The sequence below is a fragment of the Arthrobacter sp. P1_A5 genome, assembly GCF_056406825.1.
In genome coordinates, this window is sequence record NZ_JBFTZL010000048.1 from 1 (window position 1) to 22,508 (window position 22,508).

Sequence of the window (22,508 nt, forward strand, 5' to 3'; positions counted from 1 at the left end):
ACCCGGTCCAGATACGGGGTGATCCCGCCCAGGAACATCGGCCAGCCCKCGCCGAGGATCATGCAGAGGTCAATGTCCTCGGGACCGGCCACAACGCCTTCCTCGAGCATCAGTCCGATTTCCTCCGCCAGTGCGTCCTGCGTCCGGCGCAGCACCTCCTCGCCGGTGGACGGGGTGCTGCCGAATGACATCAGTGCCAGGGTTTCGGCCGGAATGAACGGCTTGCCGTCCGGGCCCGGCACCGGCGCCCCGTTCTGCACGGCCCAAATGGACGTCACACCGTTGTCGATCAGCGCCTGCAGGTTCGCCGAGACCCTGAAGCGGTCCCCGAACGCCGTGTGCAGCGATTCCTGGACATGCTGCGCCACGGGCAGGCCCACCATGGCGCCGAGCACAAACGGCGTCATGGGCAGGCCCATCGGCCGCAGCGCATTGTCGGCCACGTCGGCGGGCGTGCCCTCGTCGAAGGCCGCGGTGACTTCACCCATGAGGCGCAGCAGGACGCGGTTGACCACAAACGCGGCGGCATCCCTGACCAGCACCGCCGACTTCCTGAGCCCCTTGGCGAGCTCGAACGCGGTGGCCAGCACGGCGTCGTCGGTCTTCGGTGCCCGCACGATCTCCAGCAGCGGCATCACAGCCACCGGGTTGAAGAAGTGGAAGCCGACCAGGCGCTCGGGGTGCTCAAGGTCCTCCGCCATCGCGGTGACGGACAGCGAGGACGTGTTGGTCGCGAGGATGCACTCTTCCGAGACGATCGCCTCGACTTCCTTGAAGACCTGCTTCTTGACGTTGAGTTCCTCGAAGACGGCCTCAATGACGAAGTCGGCGTCGGCGAAGGCCTCCTTCGAAACTGATCCCGTGACGAGCGCACGGGTGCGGTTGGCGGCGTCGGGGCTGATCCGGCCCTTCGCCAGCAGCTTGTCCACCTCGGCACGGACGTACCCCACGCCCTTGTCCACGCGGGCCTGGTCGATGTCCGTGAGCACCACGGGCACCTTGAGCTGGCGGGCGAAGAGCAGGGCGAGCTGGCTGGCCATCAGGCCTGCACCGACGACGCCGATCTTCGTCACCGGGCGCGCGAGCTTGCGGTCCGGGGCGCCGGCGGGACGCTTGGAGCGGCGCTGCACGAGGTCCAGGAAGGCGTACACCGTGGAGCGGAACTCGTCGGTCTGCATAAGGTCGGCGAGCGTCTCGCATTCGAGCTGAGCGGACTGCGCCTGGGTCAGGGTGCGGTTGGCCTCCATGACGTCCAGGACCTTGGCGGGCGCCGGGGAAGCGTTGGAGGTCTTGGCCTCCACGAAGGCCCGGCCCTTGGCGACGGCGGCCGCCCAGCGGGCGGCGACCTCCGGAGCGGACGGGTCCACGGCGTTCGCCCGCTCCGGCGCCACGGCACCGGCAATGACTTTCGCGGCCCACGCCAGGGACTGTTCCACAAAGTCGGCCGGCTCGAACATCGCGTCCGCCATACCCAGCTGGTAGGCCTGCGGCCCGGTGAGCGTGCGGTTGTTGCTCAGCGGGTTTTCGATCATGACCTTGAGGGCGTTCTCCGGCCCGATCAGCCGCGGCAGGATGTGGACCCCGCCCCAGCCAGGGATGAGTCCGATGAACGCCTCGGGAAGGGCCAGAGCGCCGGCGCCGGTGGAGACCGTCCGGTAGGTGGACTGCAGCGCGATCTCCAGGCCGCCGCCCAGGGCCAGGCCGTTGATGAACGCGAAGCTCGGCACGCCGAGGTTCGCCAGGGTGGCGTAGACGTCGTGGCCGAGCTGGGCCATCCACAGGCCCTGTTCGCGTCCGCTGACGGACTTGACCGTGGACAGGTCGGCGCCGGCCACGAGGAAGTACGGCTTGCCGGTGACGCCGACGCCGGCAATCTCGCCCCGGGCCGCGCGTTCCTTCAGCCCTTCCAGGACCGTGCCGAGTTCGATCAGCGTGTTGGGTCCGAGGGTGGTGGGCTTGGAGTGGTCCAGGCCGTTGTCGAGGGTGACCAGCGCGAAGATGCCGGGGCTTTTGCCGTCAGTCGTCCCCCCACCGTCGACGGGCGGCAGTTCGATGTCCTGGACATAAGAGTGGGTGACCGTCTCGTTCGGGAAGAGGTCTGCAAGCTTGCGGAAATCAGCGGCGCTCATGCTGTGGCTCCAGTCTTGGTGATCGTGGTCTCTGCGTGCTGTGCTTCTGTGTTGTGCATTTCTATGCCCGGTGCTTCGGTGCCGTAATCCGCGTGATGCGGGTTCTCCCAGATTACGGTGGCGCCCATGCCCAGGCCGATGCACATCGTGGTCATGCCAAAGCGGACCGAGGGGTCCTCCTCGAACTGCCGGGCCAGCTGGTTCATCAGCCGGACCCCCGAGGACGCCAGCGGGTGCCCGACGGCGATCGCGCCGCCATAGCGGTTGACGCGCGGGTCGTCGTCGGCGATCCCGAAATGGTCCAGGAAGCTCAGGACCTGGACGGCGAAGGCCTCATTGATTTCGAAGAGCCCGATGTCCCCGATGCCGAGCCCGGCGTTCTTGAGCGCCTTCTCGGTCGCCGGGACCGGGCCGATGCCCATGACCTCGGGTTCCACGCCGGCGAAGGCATAGCTCACCAGGCGCATCCTGACCGGCAGCCCGAGTTCTTCGGCGGCATCCGCGGAGGCCAGCAGGGCTGCGGTGGCGCCGTCGTTCAGGCCCGCGGCGTTCCCCGCCGTGACCCGGCCGTGGGCGCGGAACGGCGTCTTAAGCGTGGCCAGGTCTCCGAGCGAGGTCCCGGGGCGCGGGGGTTCGTCCACGGTGTTGACGGTCCAGCCCTGGCCCGGCTTCATCGTGGCGACGGGTACGAGGCCGGGCTGGATCTGGCCGTTGGCGTAGGCTGCTGCGAGTTTGTCCTGCGACGCGACGGCGTAGGCGTCGGTGCGGTCCTTGGTGATGGCCGGGAAACGGTCGTGCAGGTTCTCGGCCGTGTTGCCCATGTTCAGCGCGGCGGGGTCCACGATCCGTTCGGACATGAAGCGCGGATTGGGGTCGGCGCCGGCGCCCATCGGGTGGTTGCCCATGTGTTCCACKCCGCCAGCGATTACGACGTCGTACGCGCCGAAGCCGATGCCGCTCGCCGTCGTGGTGACGGCGGTCATGGCGCCGGCGCACATGCGGTCGATCGCGAAGCCGGGCACGGTGCGGGGGAGCCCGGCCAGCAGGGCGGCGGTGCGGCCGATGGTCAGGCCCTGGTCGCCCGTCTGGGTGGTGGCGGCGATCGCGACCTCGTCGATCCGGTCCGCCGGAAGCGACGGGTTGCGGCGCATCAGTTCGCGGATGCACTTGACCACGAGGTCGTCGGCGCGGGTGCCGGCGTAGATGCCCTTGTCGCCGGCGCGGCCGAACGGGGTGCGGACGCCGTCGACAAAGACGACGTCGCGCACGGTCCTGTTTCTTCCGCTGCTCGGGTTTGCGCTGCTGGGTTTTCCGCTGGTGCGGGCTTGGCTCACGGCGTACTCCTCATTGAGACATGGTGCCGGAACCGTGCCGGTGGCAGGGGTTGCCACAGGCAGGAAGGTTCCGAACGACATCATGCATCATGTTACTCGCCAGTAACATAGCTTGCAAGGAGGAGAAGAGCGGCCCCGGAAGGAGCTGCTAGACCGTGGAACCCGACGGCGCCTCCGCGGCGGCCTTGGGTTCCTTCGCTGGCAGCGGCTCGGGGTGCAGGAAAGCCTCGGCAATAAGCGGAGCCGTGATTTCGATCTGCCACTGGCGCGCCCCGAGGTTCGCCAGTTCCTCGGCCACGCCTTCCTCGCTGCATTCTGCCGGTGGACGCCAGGCGACCCGCCGAAGATAGTCCGGGGTCAGCAGGTTCTCCACCGGCAGGTTCAGTTCCTCGGCCCTGGCCTGGAGTTTCGGACGGGCCGTGGCCAGCCTGGCGGCCGCCTCCGGGTCCCGGTCCGCCCAGACGCGCGGGGGCGGGGGAGCGTTGGTGGGCAGGTGCAGCGGCGGCAGGTCCTCCAGGGCCCTGGCCACGCCGATGCAGCGCAGCCAGCGGGGGGCTTCCCGCTGCGCCGCGCGGCCGTGGAAGCCCTTGGTGCCCAGGAGCTGGGGAACCGTGGAGGGCATCGCCTTGGCCGCGGCGACGAGCGCGGAGTCGGGGATCAGCCGGCCGGGGGCGACGTCACGTTTCTGGGCCAGGGAATCGCGTTCCAGCCACAGCTCCCGGACTGCGGCCAGTTGGCGGCGGTCCCGGATCTGGTGCAGTCCGGACGTCTTGCGCCACGGATCAACGCGCGGCGGGGCCTGTCCGGCTTCGAGGATGGCGGCGAATTCCTGCTCGGCGTATTCCAGCTTTTCGTCCGCCACGAGCAGCTCAATCAGTTCCTCMCGCAGCTCGGTSAGGACTTCGACGTCGAGCGCGGCGTAGCGCAGCCACGGTTCCGGCAGGGGCCGGGTGGACCAGTCGGCGGCGGAGTGYTCCTTSGCCAGGCCGAAGCCCAGGAGCTGTTCGATGACGGCGGCGAGGCCCACCCGGGGCAGTCCGGCCAGGCGGGCGGCGAGCTCGGTGTCGAAGAGTTTGTCCGGCCACATGCCGAGTTCGGACAGGCAGGGCAGGTCCTGGCTGGCGGCGTGCAGGATCCATTCGACGCCGCGCAAAGCGTCATTGATGATGCTGAGGTCACCGAAAGGTTCGGGATCGATCAGCCAGGTTCCGGAGCCTTCGCGCCGGATTTGGACCAGGAAGGCGCGCTGGCCGTAGCGGAATCCCGAGGCGCGCTCCGCGTCCACGCCCGCAGGGCCGTGGCCGGCGGCGAGAGCCGCGGCGCAGCGTTCGAGTCCGGACTGGGTTTCAATGACCAGCGGCACGCCGTCGCGGGGAATGTCGAGGTCGATCACTTCAGGGACCAGGCTGTCGAAGCCTTCCACGGTGATGTGGGCTGTGGTGTCAGCAGCCTCGGCCGTGGTGCGACTGGCGCCGGCCGTGCTGATTTCCGGATTCTGAGGGGTCATGGTCTCTACAGTTTACCGACAACATGGCGTATAGAGCCGTGACCGCGGCCGAACAGGCGCCTCATGCGTGTCCGCGGGGGCGGCGGGGAAGGGCCGTGACGCCCTCGGGCAGGGGCGGCAGTCCGGCGAAGGTGCAGACCATGTCCGACCACGCCTCCAGGTGCGAGGTGATGTCCGGGGTGGCCGGGGTCCAGGAGGCCCGGAGCTCAATGTCGATTGAATTCGGCCGGTCCGACAACGTTCCAAAGCTCTCCGAGAGCACGCGGGTGGCGGTGCCGCCGGCGGAGCGGTACGGGGCCTGATGGTTCTCCAGCGCTTCGACCAGCCAGGTCCACGCCACGGACCCCAGGAGTTCGTCGTTGCCCATCTCGGGTTCCAGCTGGGCGCGGATGTAGGTGACGATCCGGAATTCCCCGTCCCACACGGCAGAGCCGTCGGGATCGTGGAGCAGAATGAAGCGGCCAGTGGCCAGCTCGATGTCGTCGCTGCCGGACGCCCGTGCCAGGGCAGCGGCGGCCGGGCCGTGTACCGGTCCGCCGGCGGGGGAGTCGCCCGGGCCGATCACTTCCGCGCCCAGGGCCACCGCGAACGGCGCCAGCCGGGACGGGGCCGGAATTTCGTCCAGGTGCAGCTCGCTGCGGCACCGTGCCTGCCGAAGGGTCCCCAGGGCGAAGAGGAAATCTGCCGGAACCTGATCGAGGGAGCTCACCTTGGAAGGTTATGCAACGGCCGGAGCCCTGCCCGGCAGGCTCGCCGCCGGGCAGGGGAAGCGGTGCATGGTTCAGGCAGCGGCGAGCTCGCGCTTGATGGCCGCAATGAAGGAATCAACGTCATCCTCGGTGGTGTCGAAGGAGCACATCCAGCGGACCTCGCGGGCCGCCTCGTTCCAGTCGTAGAAGCGGAAGGACTTGCGCAGCCGGTCCGCGACACCGGCAGGCAGKACGGCGAAGACGCCGTTGGACTCGGTCTTCTGGGTCAGTTCGACGCCGGGGATCGCCTCGACGCCGGCGCGCAGCCGGGCGGCCATGGCATTGGCGTGCGAGGCCGAGCGCAACCACAGCTCACCCTCGAGGAGGGCAATGAACTGGGCGGACATGAACCGCATCTTGGAGGCCAGCTGCATGTTCATCTTGCGCAGGTAGACCAGGCCGTGTGCGGCCTCCGGGTTCAGGGCGACCACAACCTCGCCGAACAGCAGACCGTTCTTCGTGCCGCCGAAGGAGAGGATGTCCACGCCGGCGTCACGGGTAAAGGCCCGCAGCGGGACCCCCAGGTGGGCGGCGGCGTTGGCCAGCCGGGCACCGTCCATGTGCAGCTTCATGCCCTTTGCGTGGACATGCTCGGCGATGGCCCGGACCTCGTCCGGGGTGTAGCAGGTGCCAAGCTCGGTGGTCTGGGTGATGGACACGGCCAGCGGCTGGGCGCGGTGCTCATCGCCCCAGCCCCAGGCTTCCTGGTCGATCAGTGCGGGGGTGAGCTTGCCGTCGGTGGTGGGGACCTGCAGCAGCTTGATGCCGCCGATCCGCTCCGGTGCACCGTTTTCGTCCATGTTGATGTGGGCGGTGGAAGCGCAAATGACCGCACCCCAGCGCGGGAGGAGCGACTGCAGGGACAGGACGTTGGCTCCGGTGCCGTTGAACACCGGGAAGCACTCGATGCCTTCGCCGAAGTGCTCTTCCATCAGCTGCTGCAGACGCGCGGTGTAATCGTCCTCACCGTAGGAGACCTGGTGGCCTTCGTTGGCGGCGGCCAGAGCCGCGAGAACTTCCGGGTGCACGCCGGAATAGTTGTCGGAGGCGAAGCCGCGGACGGAGGGATCGTGGAGCCGCACCGCAGTGCCGGCAGGGACAGTTTCAACTGTGCTGGTCATCGTTTTGCTCACGCTTTCAGTCTAAGAGGTCGGGCCGCCCGGGCTAAGCCCGGGGCCCTGGATCGGGGCCCCAGACCCTGTGCCGCAGACGCTGGGGCTGTGGATCCGGGCCGCGGAATCAGGGATGTTTCAGCGGCTGAGCAGCAGCCGCTGGCCGTTCAGGTCGCCGGCAGGAGCGTTGAAGAGTCCCGCTGYGGCAGCCGCCAGGTCAGCCACGTCCGTGAAGCCCGGGAATTTGCGGTCCGGGGCCTTGGCCCGCATTTGCGCGTCAACGAGGGCTTTCACCACGAAAATGACGGCGGCGCTGCGCAACGCGGCGCTGTCCTGCCCGGCGTTGTCCTGTTGCGAGCTGTCCTGCCCGGGAGTGCCGGTGGCGTTGCCCGCGGCGTGGGCCCGGCGGAAGCCGTCAGCGACCGCCAGCGTCCAGGCCTCGGCGGCCGCCTTGGCCGCGGCGTAGCTCGCCCCCGCCGCCGTCGGGGCGCTTACCGCCGTGGAGGACACCATGGCGAAGCGTCCGGCCTCCGAGGCAGCGAGGTCGTCGAAGAAGACGCGTGTGACGTTCCGCAGGGTCGTGACGGCGTTGCGTTCCAGGAAGTCCCAGTCGTCRTCGCTCTGGTCCGTGATGCCTTTCGCGCCGCGCCAGCCGCCCACCAGGTGGATAACGCCGTCGACGCGTCCGGCCATGCCTGCAATGCTTTCCCGCAGGGCGCGGACGTCGGCCAGGCTGGCGAGGTCGCAGGCGAGCGGCGTGACGCCGTCGCCGGCCTCGGCGGCGGCCGCCTCGATGCGCGCGGCATCCGATCCGACCGTGAAGACCCTGTGGCCGGCGCCGCGCAGGGCGCGGGCCGTCGCGATACCCGACGGCCCGCTGCCCCCCGTGACCAGCACGTTCAAAGTGCGTCCGGCGCTCATCCGGCGTTCAGGGCCTGGGTGTCGCCGGACTTTGATCCCGTGTCTGAGGACCCTGTGATGCCGGCAGTGGATTCGATGACGGGACGCATCTTCTTCTCCAGCGCCTCGTAGAACATGGAGAGCGGGAACTCGTCGTCGAGGACCTGGTCCGTGAGGCCGCGGGGCGGACCGTCCAGGGGGAGGGCGTCCGGACCCTTGGCCCAGACCGAGGCCGGGTTGGGCGTGACCGTGCCGGAGATGAGCTCGTAGGCGGCGAGCCAGTGGGCCATCTTGGGGCGGTCGATCGAGCGCCAGTAAAGTTCCTCGATCTTCGCGCCGAGTTCAACCACGACGTCGGCAGCCTCGTCCCAGTCGATGCTGAGTTTGCTGTCGGTCCAGTGCAGGACGTGGTGCTGGTGCATCCAGGCGAAGAGCAGCTGGCCGCCAAGGCCGTCGTAGTTCCGCACGCGAGTGCCGGTAATGGCGAAGCGGAAGATGCGGTCGAAGATCACGGCGTACTGGACCAGCTTGGCGTGCCGGCGGGCCTCCGGGTCAGCGTCCTCGTCCTTCTCGATCTTCACGGATTCGCGGAAGGCGGTGAGGTCGCAGCGCAGCTCCTCCAGTGAATAGAGGAAGAACGGCATGCGCTGCTTGATCATGAACGGGTCGAAGGGCAGGTCGCCGCGCATGTGGGTGCGGTCGTGGATCAGGTCCCACATGACAAAGGTTTCCTGCGTCAGCTGCTGGTCCTCCAGGAGCCCGGCGGCGTCCTCGGGCAGCTGCAGGGAGGTGATCTCGGCGGCGGCGCGCAGGACGCGGCGGAAGCGTGCGGCCTCGCGGTCGGCGAAGATCGCGCCCCACGTAAACGTCGGGGTCTCGCGGACCGCGACGGTCTCGGGGAACAGGACTGCGGAGTTGGTGTCGTAGCCTGCGGTGAAGTCGAGGAACCGGATCGGGACGAAGAGCTTGTTGGAGTATTCGCCGGTTTCCAGGCCGCCGATGAATTCCGGCCAGATGACCTCGATCAGCACGGCCTCGACGAGGCGGCTGCTGCTGCCGTTCTGGGTGTACATCGGGAACACGACCAGGTGCTGGAGTCCGTTGACCCGGTGCTGCTGCGGCTGGAACGCCTGCAGGGAGTCCAGGAAGTCCGGGACCCCAAAGCCGCCATCGGCCCAGCGGTCAAAGTCGGTGACCAGCAGTTCCAGGTAGTTCGCGTCGTGCGGGAAGGACGGGGCCAGGGCCGCGACCGCCGTGGTGATGGTTGCGACGTGGCCGGCCGCGGCTTCGTGGGCTTCGGCATCCGGCACGGATCCGTCCTGGACCTGGAGAGCGCGCAGGGCGGTGGCGGCAGCCTTGAGCCGCAGCCATTCCTGGTTGCCGGYGGTGATCGGGGCGGGGGCGGTAAGAGCGGTCGTGGTCATCGTCGACGGTCGCCTTTCTGTTTGCTGTGGAGCGTGTCGCTGGATCTGAATCGAGCGTAGCAAGCAAGCAGAGACTCTAATGCAAAATTGCCTTGAGCATAAGAAAGTCTGTGGCAAGTGATTCTGAAAAGCCGTTCCAGCGGAAGGAGAGGCAGGGCTGCGGGCTACTGCCCGGCGTCGTTCGCGGGAACCAGCTTCAGGGAAACCGAGTTGATGCAAAAGCGCTGGTCCGTGGGGGTGCCGTAGCCCTCGCCGTCGAACACGTGCCCCAGGTGGGAATCACAGGTGCTGCAGCGGACTTCCACCCGGTCCATTCCCATGGTGCGGTCATGGATGTAGCGGACGTTGCCCTCGGCGAGCGGCGCCCAGAAGGACGGCCAGCCGCAGTGCGAGTCGAACTTTTCGTTGCTGGTGAAGAGTTCGGTGCCGCAGGCCCGGCACTTGTAGACACCCCGGGTGTGCGTGTCCCAGTATTCGCCGGTGTACGGCCGCTCGGTGCCTGCCTGGCGGAGCACGCGGTACTCCTCAGGCGTCAGTTCCTCGCGCCACTGGGCGTCCGTCTTTTCGACGGGCGTTCCGGCCGGAGTCTGGTCAAAGGCCGTGGCGGCGGGGTCGGCTGCTGGTTCGGTCGCGGGCTCGGTGGCGGGCACTGCCGAGGGCATGGATTTAGGCCTGTTAAAGATACTCATAGCCTCAATAACGCTCAGGAGTCCCCGATAAATCCCGAACCGGCGTACAGATGCAGGACGGGCAGCCCCAGCTTGTCCTGTGCCTTGGTGGCCCAGTCGGTGTGGAACGTGTCGGCCACGGCGTGCGGGCGGGTGATGACCACCGCCTGTCCGGCGCTGAGTTCCTTGACCTTGGCAACCAGGCCGTCAACGGCCTTGCCCTCGACGACTTCGCCCGAGACGCCGCCGCCCAGACCGGCCAGCGCGGCCAGTGAGGCGGCCAGGGTGTCGGCTGCTTCGGCCCGCTCCCCGGCGGGATCCGAGTGTGCTGTCAGTTCACGGAAGGCCTTGGCGATTTCAAGCATGGAAAGGTTTTCCAGGAAATCCACCACCAGGTGCCGCTCGGTGTTGGCCGGCACCAGGATCAGCAGGGGCGCATCACCGCCGGCAATCAGGGTTTCAATATTGACGCGGTCATCCGCACCGAGGGGCTCTTCTGTCAAAATGACGATTGGATCACTCATGACCCCAGCCTAGTCGCGCTCGTGTTGACCTGCATCGTTGTGTCCCGGGGGACCCTGGCGTGTCTGTACCGGCCCGGCCGTGCGCCTGAAACCCCGCCGATGCCGTGGTTGGGCTGCGCTTCAGTAAGAATGGTGCCATGGCATCCTCCCTGCGCCTCCGCCCGGACCTCCGCCAGGCCGCTGCCCGCCAGGCCGCTGCCCGCAGAACAGCACTCCCCGTCGCGCCAGCCCCCGGCGGCGTGACGTCCGGGAGCGCCAAGTGGGCGGTGGGGGGCATCATCGGCGGCAGCGCCGCTGCGGGCGTCCTCGCCGCCGGCTCCTCGGCCCTCGCCCTCTACTTCGCCCGCCGCGTCATCACCCCGGCCCGGTTCCGGGCAGAGGACCAGGAAGTGCTGGCCGTCATCCGCGAGGGACGGGCGCTGCGGGTCATTTTCGCCGCCACCCCCGATGCCACGGTGGACGGGGTATACGGATTCTTCTTCGACGGCGGCCGCGGGCATGCGCGGATCGGCCGGATCCTGTCCTACTCTCCGGCCGAACGCACCGTGCTGCGCGAGGTCGAGCACGTCTATAGCGGGGACATGGCCACGGCCCGGCGCGGCTGGTGGAGCGGTGCGGCCTATCCGGATCCGGCCGCCCTGGGGTTTCCGGTGGAGGACGTGCTGATCGACGTCGACGCCGGGACCGCGCCGGCCTGGCTCGTCCGCGCCGCGCCGGCCGTGGCGGAGGATGTGGCCCCCGACGTGTGGGCGATCATGGTGCACGGGCGCGGGGCCACCCGGCAGGAAGGGCTGCGGGCCGTCCGGACCGCCAGGGAACTGGGCATGTCCAGCCTGCTGATCTCCTACCGCAACGACGGCCTGGCCCCGTCAGCCAGCGACGGGCGGTACGGCCTGGGCTCCACCGAGTGGCGCGACGTCGAGGCCGCCATCGGCTACGCCGTGCAGCAGGGCGCCCGCGAGGTGGTTTTGTTCGGCTGGTCGATGGGCGGCGCGATCTGCCTCCAGACCGCTGACCTTTCCCGGCACCGCCACCTGATCCGGGCCATGGTCCTGGACGCGCCGGTGATCAACTGGGTCAACGTGCTGGCCCACCACGCGGAGCTGAACCGGATTCCGTCGTCCGTGGGCCGCTACGGACAACTCATGCTCAGCCACCGCCTGGGCCGTCGGCTGACCGGGCTGGCCGCGCCCGTCGACCTCAAAGCGATGGACTGGGTCTCGCGGGCCGTGGAGCTGAGGACGCCGACCCTCATTGTGCACAGCGTGGACGACGAGTACGTACCTTACGGGCCCTCCGCGGCGCTGGCCGAGAAAAACCCCGAGATGGTCACCTTCGAGCCCTTCGACAAGGCCCTGCATACCAAGGAATGGAACGTGGACCCGGAACGCTGGGAGCGGCAGGTCTCGGCCTGGCTCCGGCAGCAGCTGGCGCCCCGCGCCAACCCCGGCGACCAGGAGCCTCCGGCCGGCAATGCCGCATCCAGTTAACAGTTCCCTGACAGTTCGCTGACAGATCACGGCAGTGTTGTGCACGAACAATGCGGCACCCTGTCGTCTCGACATCTGGGGCCGGGTCAGTCGCGCCGGTTCCCGATCCTGGCGGTGCGGGCAGCCGTGAGCCGAATGAGCTCGGCCGGATCCAGCTCGATGTCCAGGCCGCGCCGTCCACCCGAAACGAGGATGGTCTCCAGCGCCAGTGCGCTCTCATCCACCACCGTGGGGGAGGACTGGCGCTGGCCGAGCGGTGAGATGCCGCCGAGAACGTATCCGGTCCGCCGCTGCGCCGCGGCCGGATCGGCCATCTCTGCTTTCTTGCCGCCTAAAGCCGCGGCCATCGCCTTGAGGTCCAGGCTGCCGCTGACCGGCACGACGCCGACGGCGAGCCGGCCGTCGACGTCGACCATCAGGGTCTTGAACACCCGGTCAGGGTCGACGCCGAGCACTTCCGCCGCTTCCAGGCCATAACTGGCCGCCGCGGGGTCATGGGTGTAGGGGTGGGCCACAAAGGGAACCCCGGCGGCCGCGAGTGCCGCGGTGGCCGGAGTTCCCTGCGACGCGTGCTTGCGGGCCATGTTCTCTGGCTGTCCGGGCGCTGAGGGTCAGGACTGCGCCGACGGCTGGCGGTCTCCGGACGCGACGACCTTGCGCTTGATCCGGCCCAGCATGGCGGTCATTCCGCGCATGCGCAGGGGAGTGATGGCCCGGGTGAGGCCCAACAGTTCGGGCATGTCGTCCGGGACGGCCAGGATTTCCGCGGCGCTGAGCCCGTCGAGTCCTTCGTGGAGGACTCCGGCAAACCCGCGGGTGGTCGGGGCCTCCTTGGGTGCCTTGAAGTAGAGCCGGACGCGCTCAGGCGAATCGTCGTCGGCCTGTTCCGTCTCGACGGTGAGGAACAGTGGCGTCTGGCACTCCACTACCTGCTCGAGCAGCTCCGGGTGGTCCCGGAGCCGCTCCGGAAGTTCCGGAAGCCCCTGCGAGAACTCAAGGAGCAGCTGCAGCCGCTCTGCTTCGGTCAGGGCCTGGAAATCGTCGACAATGTCCGCCAGTGCGGCGGGGAGGGCTGAAGTATTCATCACTCCCAGCTTACGCAGGCGCGCCGATTGTGTCCCGGTCGGGACAGGTCCCGCTCCACGGTCACCGCGGCTAACGGCCGGCCGGAACCGCGCCGCGTTCGGCACCCTTGACGATCGGGACGCGCACGGCGTTGCCCCATTCGGTCCAGGAGCCGTCGTAGTTCCGCACCGTCTCAAAGCCCAGCAGGTACTTCAGCGCAAACCAGGTGTGGCTGGACCGCTCGCCGATCCGGCAGTACGCCACGACGTCGTCGCCTTCGTTCAACCCGGCCTCGCCGAGGTAGAGGGCCTCGAGCTCGCCGCGGTTCCGGTACGTGCCGTCGCCGGCCGCCGCGCGGGCCCAGGGGATGGAGGCCGCCGTGGGGATATGGCCGCCGCGCAGCGCGCCCTCTTCCGGGTAGGCGGGCATGTGGGTGCGCTGGCCGGTGTACTCCTCGGTCGAGCGGACGTCGATCAGCGGCTTGCCGAAGTGCGCCAGGACGTCATCCTTGAAGGCGCGGATCGGGGCGTCGTCCCGCTCCACGACGGGGTAGTCGGCAGGGGTGGCGACGGTCGTGACGGTGGAGAGCGCCCGGCCTTCCGCGATCCACTTGTCCCGGCCGCCGTCCAGGAGCCGGACGTCCTCGTGGCCGAAGAGCGTGAACACCCACAGGGCGTACGCGGCCCACCAGTTCGACTTGTCGCCGTAAATGACCACCGTGCTGTCCCGTGAAATGCCCTTGGACGCGACCAGCGCGGCGAAGGCTTCGCCGTCGACGTAGTCGCGGGTCACTTCGTCGTTCAGGTCCGTGTGCCAGTCGATTTTCACCGCGCCGGGGATGTGCCCGGTCTCGTACAGCAGGACGTCTTCGTCGGATTCGACCACCACGAGATTGCCGCCGTCGAGGGCCCCGTCCTCGATCGCGGTGGCCAGCCATTCCGTGGACACCAGGCGGTCAGGGTGGGCGTAGGCGGCGAATTTCTCGTTCTGCTCAACGGGGTAGGTCATTGCGATGGCCTTTCACTTGAACGGTCAGGAGGCCGGGCGCGGAAAGCGTGCGCCGCGCCAGGCCTGTTACAACACTAGTCACGGGCCGGTGGGAATGCTCCACCGCGTTCACACGGGGAAATGTGGTCTTCCTCACGCCGGCCGCGGGTCCACAGCCGCGCACGCGGGCCGGCCAGGCTTTGCCGGTATTCTTGCTGGGGACAAGAGACCAGCAGAACGGACCACCTTGGTACAGATCGAACAGCTCGCTGCCCGCACACCGGCAGTTTCCGTGGATGAACTCCTCAATGGGTTCTATCCGTCGCCGCGGTTCGGTGAGGTGTCGTTTTCCAGCTACCGGCCCGATCCCGCCCAGCCCAGCCAGGCCCACGCGGTCCATGCCCTGCAGCATTTTGCGKCCGGCGTGGGCGCACGCGACGGCGACGGGCTGTTTAAGCGGCTCTTCGGCAAGAAGGACACTTCCCGGGCCGGAATCTACCTCGACGGCGGATTCGGGGTGGGCAAGACCCACCTGCTGGCATCACTGTGGCACGCCGCCCCCGGCCCCAAGGCCTTCGGCACGTTCGTCGAATACACCAACCTCGTCGGTGCGCTGTCCTTCCGCAAGACCGTTGAGGCCCTGAGCCACTACAAGCTGGTCTGCATCGATGAATTTGAGCTCGATGATCCGGGCGACACCGTGCTCATGTCCCGGCTCATGCGCGAACTCGCCGACGCCGGCGTGAAGCTTGCCGCCACATCGAACACGCTGCCGGGATCCCTCGGGGACGGGCGCTTCGCCGCCGTCGACTTCGCCCGGGAAATCCAGGTGCTGGCGGACCAGTTCGACGTCGTGCGGATCGACGGCGAGGACTTCCGCCACCGTGGCCTGCCGGCTGCGCCGTCGCCGCTGCGCAATGATGACCTGACCCACCACATGCATGCCGAGTTCGACGGCAAGACCGTGGCCCGCGATGAGTTCAGCACCTTGATCAACCACCTGGCCGGCGTGCACCCGAGCCGTTACCGCCAGCTGCTGGAGGGGATCGAGGGCGTGGTCTGGAAGAACGTGCACACGATTACCGAGCAGGCCGTTGCGCTGCGCTTCGTGGTGCTGGCTGACCGGCTGTACGACAAGGACGTGCCCATCCTTGCCAGTGGTGTGCCGTTCGACCAGCTCTTCACCGAGGAAATGATGACCGGCGGGTACATGAAGAAGTACTTCCGCGCCGTCTCCAGGCTGACCGCGCTGGCCCGCGAGGGCCAAAACCACGAACCGTCCTAGCGCCGGTTCCCACCAAGTACAACGCCAAATCCAACGCGGGCTCAGTTACGGCCCATCCGGATGCGCCGGATGGGCGCGAAGTGACCCCGCGTTGCCTGGTTGAAGTCGCCGTTAAATGCCGGAGGTGCCGGCGCCGCCTCTCGGCGGGACCGGCACCTCGCTGACGGATCTGGGTCAGAGGCCTGGCTGGCGGGGTTCCCCGGTTACGGGGGGCTCACCGGCTGCGGGAGTCTGATCGGCGACCGGGGCCGAATTCGGCCGGTCGTTCGCCTTGTCCACGAAGTCGGAAGCGCCACGCTGCACGGCATCGATCGTGCCGGCGTGCTTACCGCCGGTCTTGGAGTCGACGAAGTCGCCTGCCTTTTCGATGCCGTCCTTGATGGCTTCTTCGTTGCCACCAATAACTTGCTGAGCCTTGCCCTTTAGATCGTCAAGTAAACCCACGGGCACCTCCCTTCGGTCGCGGAGCCAGATCGCTCCTTGCGTTTTCTACCCTAGCGGGAGGTGGCGGGGGTGCCAAGGGTGTCCGCCCAGAGGATAAAAGATGGAAGGCCAGGTGCACAGGGTAGAAGGGCCCGGAGTGCACCAATCCCCAGTACACAGACCCGCAGTACACAAACCCGCAGTGCACAAACCCGCAGTTCACAAACCCGCAGTTCACAAACCCGCAGTTCACAAACAGGAGCACACAAAAAAGAGCAGCTCCGGGGGAGCTGCTCTTGTGGTGGGCGATACTGGGATCGAACCAGTGACCTCTTCCGTGTCAGGGAAGCGCGCTACCGCTGCGCCAATCGCCCGCAACCGGAAGGATCCGGAGTGGAGTTGTAATGAAGAGAGCGGACGACGAGATTCGAACTCGCGACATCCACCTTGGCAAGGTGGTGCTCTACCAGCTGAGCTACGTCCGCATTTAGTCCATGCCGGCTGGGCCGGTGGTACTGCATCAAGCAAGTTGCCTTGCTCTGGTGGGCGATACTGGGATCGAACCAGTGACCTCTTCCGTGTCAGGGAAGCGCGCTACCGCTGCGCCAATCGCCCCTTGCATCCGATCGAAACCGGAAACCAGGGTTTTCACCGAGGTGGGTACGGGATTCGAACCCGTGTATACGGCTTTGCAGGCCGCTGCCTCGCCTCTCGGCCAACCCACCGTGTAGACAGGATTCCGAAGAACCTTTGCCGTGACAGTGTCCTGCGAGCGGACGACGAGATTCGAACTCGCGACATCCACCTTGGCAAGGTGGTGCTCTACCAGCTGAGCTACGTCCGCATTGTTGGTGTGCATTTCCTTGCCGCATTCGGCATTTCCTCGCGTTCCAACGAGTAAGAACTCTATAGGAGGTTCTGGGAATCTACAAATCGAGACCCATTGCACCGCGTTCCATGGCCTTACTTCCCCGAGTTCTAGGGGATTTTGCTAATTACAGCGCTGTAATTAGCCTCGGTGTCCAGTCGTGGCCCTAAGCGTCGCCGGGACTACTGGCCGGGCCTTCTGAGTGGCACGACTGGAACGGCCGGTGGAGGGCTGGTTGACACTGCCCGTGCACGGGCCTGTTGCGGGCGAGTATTGGGACCGCATTCCCGCCGCGGCCAGGTTCCCACGGGTCGATTTCTAAAATCCGCCCGGGTGGGCTAGCATTCAATGTCGTTAGGGCGATTGGCGCAGTGGTAGCGCGCTTCGTTCACACCGAAGAGGTCACTGGTTCGAACCCAGTATCGCCCACTAACGAAATGGTCTGTTCCGCTGACTCAGCGGGGCGGGCCATTTTGCTTTTCATCGTTGTCTGACCCCCGTGAAAGAGTCTTCATATGACCGCTCCACTCCTCGCCCACGCCACGGACTATGGCCGCATGTACGCCCGCTCCACGTCGGCACAGTTCTCTGTCCCTTCCATCACCACGGTGATCGGCCAGCAGCCACACGGCCTGGATGGCTGGTTCGGGTACATGGGCGCCAACAGCCTGGCCCAGGATCCCGAGCTCCCCGGCATCCTGGGGAGCCCGGCCAAACTGCGGCAGGCGGTCAGCCGGGCCGCCAAGGCGGCGGAGTCGTACCGGGACGATGCCGCCAAACGCGGCGACCGGGTCCATAACTATTGTGAGCAGGTTGCGCTGCGTGCGCTCGGCCGGCCGCACCAGATGAAGGAAACACGGGAGGCGCTGGCCGCCAACGGCGAGGAAGCCTTCGCGGCACGCTTCGACGAATGGTGGGAGCTCTTCCAGGTTGAACCCATCGCTCCGGAAATTACGGTGTGGAACAAGACGGTCGGCTATGCCGGCACCCTGGACCTCGTGGCACGGATCAATGGCCGGACCTGTCTTATCGACTACAAGACCAAGGGCACCAGCCGGGACGGCACCGTCAAACCGCTTGATGACAAGGTGGTCATGCAGCTCGTGGCGGGCATGAAGGCTGAGGAAAGCCTCGTGGATCCCGTCGCGGGGGAGTGGGAGGCCTGGCAGCACGGCGAGTCCCCGATCCTCCTGGCCGTGGCGGTCGGCGAGACCGAGGTCCGTCCGCAGCGGGCCAACCCCGAGGTCCTGAAGCATCACTGGTGGAAATTCTGTGCGCTGCGCCGCGTGTGGGAGATGTCCGCCGACACGGCAACCGCCGGAGCAGCACTGCTCCCGCTGGCGCCGCCCGTGAAGCGCTGACCAGAAGCAACCAACAGAAGCAACCAACAGAAGCACGGGCAGCTGCAACTAAACTGGACTGGACCCCTAGCCGCCCACCGTGAGGACAGACTGCACATGGCCATTTTGAATATCCGCATCATCGGAGATCCTGTGCTGCGCACAGTCGCCGATCCCGTGACGGAATTCGGGCCTGAACTGGGAAAGCTCGTCGCCGACATGACCGAAACCATGGAGGATGTCGAGGGCGCCGGCCTGGCCGCGCCCCAGGTCGGTGTGAGCCTGCGCGTCTTCACCTACCGGATCGGCGGCGTCGAGGGTCACATCGTCAACCCCGTGCTGGAAAGCAGCGAGGACTTCCAGCCGGACCAGGTTGAGGGATGCCTGTCCATCCCGGGTCTGGGCTTCCCCGTCCGCCGGTACCGCCACACCCGGGTGACCGGCGTGGACCTGCACGGCAACCCCGTCACCGTGGAGGGCGAGGACATGCTGGCGCGCTGCTTCCAGCACGAGACCGACCACCTGGACGGCATTCTCTACACCGACCGGCTCGAGGGCGAAGACCGTAAGGCCGCCCTGCGCGCCATCCGCAATGCCAACTACGACGCCATCACGGAACAGACAACCACCAAGCGCGCGAAGAGCGTCGGGACGAGCTTTGGCGGGTCCAGCTTCGGAATCACCCCGTGAGGGTTCTCTTCGCCGGAACCCCCGCTGTCGCCGTGCCGTCGCTCGACGCCCTTGTCGACGCCGGGTTCGACGTCGTCGCTGTCCTCACCCGCCCGGACGCACCGCTGGGACGCAAGCGCGTCCTGACGCCGTCGCCCGTGGCCGCCAGGGCCGCCGAGCTCGGCATTGAGATCATCCACGCCGCCAAAGTCGATGCCGGGGTCACCGCCCGCATTGCCGCCGCAGCACCGGACGTTGCGGCGATCGTGGCCTATGGCGGGCTGATTCCCCCCGCGGCCCTCGCTGTCCTCCGCCACGGCTGGGTAAACCTGCACTTCTCCTTACTGCCGGCCTGGCGCGGCGCAGCCCCCGTGCAGCGCGCCGTCATCGCCGGCGACGACGTCACAGGTGCCGTCACCTTCCGCCTGGAGGAGGGGCTGGACACCGGTCCGGTCTTCGGGACCCTCACGGAGACCGTGCACGCCGCCGATACCGCCGGGGCCCTGCTMGAACGCCTCTCCCACAGCGGCGCGGTCCTGCTGGCCCAAACGCTGTCCGCCATCGACGCAGGCAAGGCCGTCGCGCTCCCGCAGCAGGGCGACGTCAGCCTGGCACCCAAACTCAGTCTCGAAGACGGCCGGCTCGACTGGCAGCAGCCCGCCCTGGCGATCGGCCGCCGTGCCCGCGGCGTCACGCCGGAGCCGGGCGCCTGGACACTTCTGGAGGGCCAGCGGATCAAACTGGAGCCAGTGCTGCCGGCAGCGGACTCGGCGGCGCTTCGGCCCGGACAGCTGGCCATGGACGGGAAACGGGTTCTCGTCGGTACGGGATCGCACCCGGTGGAATTGACGCGGGTGCAACCCGCGGGCAAGAAAATGATGGCCGCCGCTGATTGGGCGCGTGGGCAGGCAACACTTGAAAGCGTGGTATTCGAATGAGCGGTTCCGGGACCAGCGGCAACAGCCGAGGCAGTGGCCAGGGCGCCGGGGGCGGCAGCAGGCGGAACGCCCAGGGCCGGGAACGCAACCGCGGCCCGCAGCGCGGCTTCACCGAGAGCGCCCCGTCCCAGCGGACCCGCCGTGCCGATCCGGCCCGGCTGGTTGCCTTTGAAGTGCTCCGCGCCGTGGCCGCCGAGGACGCCTACGCGAACCTGGTGCTCCCGGCCCGGATCCGGCACCACGGGCTGGACAAGCGCGACGCCGGTTTCGCTACCGAGCTCAGCTATGGCGCCCTCCGCGGCCAGGGCACGTACGACGCCATCCTGGCCCGGTGCGTGGACCGTCCGCTTGAGGAGCTGGATCCCGCGATCCTGGATGCCCTGCGGATCGGGGTGCACCAGCTGCTCGCCATGCGCGTGCCCGCTCACGCCGCCTTGGACCAGACGGTGGGGCTGGCCCGCGCCGTGATCGGGGCCGGGCCCTCCGCACTGATCAACGCCGTCCTCCGCAAAGTCTCCGCCCGCACCCTCGACGAGTGGCTCGACCTGCTGCTCAGCACCGAGACCGATGCCACCACGATCGCGTCCATCCGCTACGCCCACCMGGAATGGATCGTCCGCGCGCTCCGCCAGTCGCTCGTGGCCCACGGCCGGGCGGTTTCTGAGATTGACGCGCTCCTCGAAGCCGACAACGCCGCGCCCGTGGTGAACCTTGTGGCGCTGCCCGGCATCGGCAGCCTCGACGAGGCCCTGGAAGGCGGGGCCACCCCGGGCGAGCTCGTCGAGGGATCCGCGCTCTCCAGCGGCGGGGACCTCGGCCGGCTCGCCTCGGTCCGTGACGGAAGCACCCGAGTCCAGGACGTCGGTTCGCAGCTCGTGGCCCGCGCCATGGCCGCCGTCGATCTCGGCGCCCGGCCCGAAAACAACATCAGCGCAGACCCCGGCACAAATCCTGGCGGCGAAACGGGGACGGACAGCGTGGGCGCGGGGGAGCGCTGGCTGGATCTCTGTGCCGGTCCCGGCGGCAAAGCCGCCCTGCTCGGAGCCCTCGCCGGGCAGCGGGGCGCCCACCTGCTGGCCAACGAATCCGCCCCGCACCGAGCCAAACTCGTGCGGCAGGCCCTGTCGGCGGTCCCGCGGGGGGCCTGGGAGGTAAGGACCGGGGACGGCCGCGACATTGGCGCCGAGCAGCCGGAGTCGTTCGACCGCGTCCTGGTGGATGTCCCGTGCACCGGCCTGGGCGCCCTGCGCCGGCGTCCGGAGTCGCGCTGGCGGCGCACCCCCAAGGACCTCGTGGACCTTGGCCCGCTGCAGCGCCAGCTGCTCAATTCCGCGATCGACGCCGTCAAGCCCGGCGGCGTGGTGGCGTACGTGACATGTTCGCCGCACCCGGCAGAGACCACCGCCGTCGTCAGTGATGCCCTGCGCAAGCGCGAGGACCTCGAGCTCCTCGACGCCGGCGCCGTGCTGGACGGCGTCAGCCTCACGGGCCACCTCGAGGCCGGGCACGAGCTCACCGCCCAGCTCTGGCCGCACGTGCACCAGACGGACGCCATGTTCCTGGCGCTGATTCGCAAGTTGGCCTGAGTTTCGCTGATACTGGGGCACTGCCACCAAAAAGGAACCAGTAAAGTACGAACGTGAAGGAAATCCATGGCCCAGTGCTGCATCAACCCGAGCATCCTTTCGGCTGACTTCGTCAACCTTGAGGCCGAACTGCGCCGTATCAGCAATGCCGATGCGGTGCATGTGGACGTCATGGACAATCATTTCGTGCCCAACCTGACCATCGGGCTGCCTGTGGTGCAGCGCATCCAGGCCGTCAGCCCGGTGCCGCTGGACGCCCACCTGATGATCGCCGACGCGGACCGCTGGGCGCCGGGCTTCGCCGACGCCGGGATTGCCTCGGTGACGTTCCACGCCGAAGCCTCGATCGCGCCGATCAAACTCGCGCGGGAACTGCGCGCCCGCGGGGCCAAAGCCGGCATGGCGCTGCGTCCGGGCACCCCCGTGGAGCCCTATCTGGACATGCTCCCGGAACTGGACCTGCTGTTGATCATGACGGTGGAGCCAGGCTTCGGCGGGCAGTCTTTCCTGGACCTGACGCTGCCCAAGATCCGGCGGGCCCGCGCTGCCATTGACGGCTCCGGGGTCGCGGTGGCACTGCAGGTGGATGGCGGCATCACCGAGGAGACGATCGTGCGCGCGGCAGAGGCGGGGGCGAACGTCTTTGTTGCGGGGTCAGCCGTCTACGGCGCCGCGGATCCGGCGGCGGCTGTCGAAAGGCTCCGGGCGGCGGGGTCCCGCTGACGCGCGGTCCCGGCAGGGAACTGCTGCGAAGATGACGCCGGGCGTAACATCGGCATCCGGGGAATAGCCCGGGCAGGGCCGCAGTTGTGTCAGAATAACAACACACATACGTGCTCCGGGGTCGGTGTAAGTCCGAACCGGCGGTGACAGTCCGCGACCCGCGCGCCAGCGCCCTCCCTCGGGAAGGAAGCCGGCAAACGGTTGAACCGGTGAAATTCCGGTACCGACAGTTAAAGTCTGGATGAGAGAAGCACGTACAGCTGTTACTGCGGCGCCCCAACGGCGCCGCATAATTGCGCTGTCGTATACCCCCGGAGCCATCGCGGTTCTTGAGGGAAGGAACGACACACACATGGACCCCTTGCGATGGCTCTTCGAAGCGCAGATCCCCGTAGGCGGATCTGTCCTGATTCTTCGTGAAGTGCTAGGCAACATCTTTGGCCTCGCCAGCGCCGTCGGCGGCATGCGCCGCCGGGTCTGGGCATGGCCCGTCGGCATCGCCGGCAACTTGCTGCTCCTGACGGTCTTCCTGGGCAACGTCTTCGGTTCCGCCACGCCGGCCACGCTGTGGGGCCAGGCCGGACGCCAAGTCATGTTCATCGGCGTCGCCCTCTACGGCTGGTACCGCTGGCAGCAGGGCAGGAAGTCCGGCAGCGGCGGCACTGCCGTCGCGCCGCGCTGGGCCGGCAACCAGACCCGGGTGATTCTTGCCCTCAGCCTCGTGGCCGGCACCATGGCGCTTACCCCGGTCTTCGACTCCCTCGGCTCCTACCCGCCGGTCTGGGCC

21 protein-coding genes, 6 tRNA genes and 1 riboswitch are annotated in these 22,508 nt (G+C 67.8%); of the genes, 9 read left to right on the plus strand and 18 right to left on the minus strand.

From position 1 onward, the window contains the following. From AC1D1S_RS09485 to AC1D1S_RS09525, 9 genes are all read right to left on the minus strand, one after another. Positions 1 to 2,129: 3-hydroxyacyl-CoA dehydrogenase NAD-binding domain-containing protein (locus AC1D1S_RS09485; RefSeq protein ID WP_476994299.1), on the minus strand; the 2,129-nt coding region annotated here is incomplete at its 3' end. After that, positions 2,126 to 3,463, minus strand: coding sequence for a thiolase family protein (locus AC1D1S_RS09490; protein ID WP_476944198.1), 1,338 nt, complete (start codon positions 3,461 to 3,463; stop codon positions 2,126 to 2,128). The genes AC1D1S_RS09485 and AC1D1S_RS09490, both read right to left, overlap by 4 nt. A 148-nt stretch (positions 3,464 to 3,611) precedes the next feature. Continuing rightward, positions 3,612 to 4,970 (minus strand): HRDC domain-containing protein, encoded by a 1,359-nt coding sequence (locus AC1D1S_RS09495; protein ID WP_243179289.1) that lies wholly within the window; start codon positions 4,968 to 4,970, stop codon positions 3,612 to 3,614. A 61-nt stretch (positions 4,971 to 5,031) separates the two neighbouring features. Next, positions 5,032 to 5,679: a DUF3000 domain-containing protein gene (locus AC1D1S_RS09500; RefSeq protein WP_028277017.1), complete on the minus strand. Its 648-nt coding sequence runs from the start codon at positions 5,677 to 5,679 to the stop codon at positions 5,032 to 5,034. 72 nt (positions 5,680 to 5,751) lie between these two features. Beyond that, the gene (locus tag AC1D1S_RS09505) at positions 5,752 to 6,840 is read right to left on the minus strand and encodes a threonine aldolase family protein (RefSeq protein ID WP_028277018.1); all 1,089 of its coding nucleotides are present in this window, start codon (positions 6,838 to 6,840) and stop codon (positions 5,752 to 5,754) included. A 129-nt stretch (positions 6,841 to 6,969) separates the two neighbouring features. Continuing rightward, complete coding sequence (locus AC1D1S_RS09510; RefSeq protein ID WP_476994300.1) at positions 6,970 to 7,752, minus strand: SDR family oxidoreductase; 783 nt, start codon at positions 7,750 to 7,752, stop codon at positions 6,970 to 6,972. Then, positions 7,749 to 9,155 (minus strand): DUF6421 family protein, encoded by a 1,407-nt coding sequence (locus AC1D1S_RS09515; RefSeq protein WP_476994301.1) that lies wholly within the window; start codon positions 9,153 to 9,155, stop codon positions 7,749 to 7,751. Before AC1D1S_RS09515 ends, AC1D1S_RS09510 begins: the two co-directional genes overlap by 4 nt. A 164-nt stretch (positions 9,156 to 9,319) precedes the next feature. Continuing rightward, positions 9,320 to 9,844, minus strand: coding sequence for a peptide-methionine (R)-S-oxide reductase MsrB (msrB, locus tag AC1D1S_RS09520; RefSeq protein WP_476994302.1), 525 nt, complete (start codon positions 9,842 to 9,844; stop codon positions 9,320 to 9,322). A 14-nt stretch (positions 9,845 to 9,858) separates the two neighbouring features. Then, positions 9,859 to 10,347, minus strand: coding sequence for a hypothetical protein (locus AC1D1S_RS09525; protein WP_028277022.1), 489 nt, complete (start codon positions 10,345 to 10,347; stop codon positions 9,859 to 9,861). Between the two features lie 137 nt (positions 10,348 to 10,484). Between AC1D1S_RS09525 and AC1D1S_RS09530 the strand changes: the two genes are divergently transcribed. Further along, positions 10,485 to 11,837, plus strand: a complete 1,353-nt coding sequence (locus tag AC1D1S_RS09530; RefSeq protein WP_476945555.1) for an alpha/beta hydrolase family protein — start codon at positions 10,485 to 10,487, stop codon at positions 11,835 to 11,837. 86 nt (positions 11,838 to 11,923) lie between these two features. Here the strand turns inward: AC1D1S_RS09530 and ybaK are convergent, their stop codons facing one another. The 3 genes from ybaK to AC1D1S_RS09545 form a co-directional block, all read right to left on the minus strand. Then, entirely contained in the window at positions 11,924 to 12,421 is a 498-nt protein-coding gene (gene ybaK, locus AC1D1S_RS09535) for a Cys-tRNA(Pro) deacylase (protein WP_476994303.1), read from the minus strand. A gap of 27 nt (positions 12,422 to 12,448) precedes the next feature. Beyond that, the gene (locus AC1D1S_RS09540; protein ID WP_476945556.1) at positions 12,449 to 12,922 is read right to left on the minus strand and encodes a SufE family protein; all 474 of its coding nucleotides are present in this window, start codon (positions 12,920 to 12,922) and stop codon (positions 12,449 to 12,451) included. Between the two features lie 70 nt (positions 12,923 to 12,992). After that, positions 12,993 to 13,910 carry a sulfurtransferase gene (locus AC1D1S_RS09545; RefSeq protein WP_028277026.1) on the minus strand — a complete coding sequence of 306 codons (918 nt, stop codon included), beginning with the start codon at positions 13,908 to 13,910 and terminating at the stop codon, positions 12,993 to 12,995. A gap of 226 nt (positions 13,911 to 14,136) precedes the next feature. Between AC1D1S_RS09545 and zapE the strand changes: the two genes are divergently transcribed. Continuing rightward, positions 14,137 to 15,174, plus strand: a complete 1,038-nt coding sequence (gene zapE / locus AC1D1S_RS09550) for a cell division protein ZapE (RefSeq protein WP_476994304.1) — start codon at positions 14,137 to 14,139, stop codon at positions 15,172 to 15,174. A 174-nt stretch (positions 15,175 to 15,348) separates the two neighbouring features. Here zapE and AC1D1S_RS09555 read toward each other — a convergent pair whose 3' ends face one another. From AC1D1S_RS09555 to AC1D1S_RS09580, 6 genes are all read right to left on the minus strand, one after another. Beyond that, positions 15,349 to 15,618, minus strand: coding sequence for an antitoxin (locus AC1D1S_RS09555; protein WP_243179173.1), 270 nt, complete (start codon positions 15,616 to 15,618; stop codon positions 15,349 to 15,351). A gap of 278 nt (positions 15,619 to 15,896) precedes the next feature. Next, positions 15,897 to 15,971: transfer RNA gene (locus AC1D1S_RS09560), tRNA-Val, on the minus strand. Positions 15,972 to 16,009: 38 nt separating this feature from the next. Continuing rightward, a tRNA-Gly gene (locus AC1D1S_RS09565) sits at positions 16,010 to 16,082 on the minus strand. Between the two features lie 55 nt (positions 16,083 to 16,137). Further along, positions 16,138 to 16,212 (minus strand) — tRNA-Val (locus AC1D1S_RS09570). A 39-nt stretch (positions 16,213 to 16,251) separates the two neighbouring features. Beyond that, positions 16,252 to 16,322: transfer RNA gene (locus AC1D1S_RS09575), tRNA-Cys, on the minus strand. A 46-nt stretch (positions 16,323 to 16,368) separates the two neighbouring features. Next, a tRNA-Gly gene (locus AC1D1S_RS09580) sits at positions 16,369 to 16,441 on the minus strand. 381 nt (positions 16,442 to 16,822) lie between these two features. Between AC1D1S_RS09580 and AC1D1S_RS09585 the strand changes: the two genes are divergently transcribed. The 7 genes from AC1D1S_RS09585 to AC1D1S_RS09615 all read left to right on the plus strand — a co-directional run. Further along, positions 16,823 to 16,894 (plus strand) — tRNA-Val (locus tag AC1D1S_RS09585). A gap of 86 nt (positions 16,895 to 16,980) precedes the next feature. Next, positions 16,981 to 17,826 (plus strand): cytochrome, encoded by an 846-nt coding sequence (locus AC1D1S_RS09590; protein WP_243179171.1) that lies wholly within the window; start codon positions 16,981 to 16,983, stop codon positions 17,824 to 17,826. A 96-nt stretch (positions 17,827 to 17,922) separates the two neighbouring features. After that, positions 17,923 to 18,495 (plus strand): peptide deformylase, encoded by a 573-nt coding sequence (def, locus tag AC1D1S_RS09595; RefSeq protein WP_476994305.1) that lies wholly within the window; start codon positions 17,923 to 17,925, stop codon positions 18,493 to 18,495. Continuing rightward, complete coding sequence (gene fmt / locus AC1D1S_RS09600; protein WP_476994306.1) at positions 18,492 to 19,412, plus strand: methionyl-tRNA formyltransferase; 921 nt, start codon at positions 18,492 to 18,494, stop codon at positions 19,410 to 19,412. Before def ends, fmt begins: the two co-directional genes overlap by 4 nt. Then, entirely contained in the window at positions 19,409 to 20,998 is a 1,590-nt protein-coding gene (locus AC1D1S_RS09605) for an RsmB/NOP family class I SAM-dependent RNA methyltransferase (protein ID WP_476994307.1), read from the plus strand. Before fmt ends, AC1D1S_RS09605 begins: the two co-directional genes overlap by 4 nt. A 66-nt stretch (positions 20,999 to 21,064) precedes the next feature. Next, on the plus strand, positions 21,065 to 21,721 hold the full coding sequence (gene rpe, locus AC1D1S_RS09610; RefSeq protein ID WP_028277032.1) for a ribulose-phosphate 3-epimerase: 657 nt from the start codon (positions 21,065 to 21,067) through the stop codon (positions 21,719 to 21,721). Between the two features lie 106 nt (positions 21,722 to 21,827). Further along, positions 21,828 to 21,979: riboswitch (FMN riboswitch) on the plus strand. Between the two features lie 94 nt (positions 21,980 to 22,073). Continuing rightward, the coding region (locus AC1D1S_RS09615; RefSeq protein WP_476994308.1) for a nicotinamide mononucleotide transporter family protein at positions 22,074 to 22,508 on the plus strand (435 nt) is incomplete at its 3' end.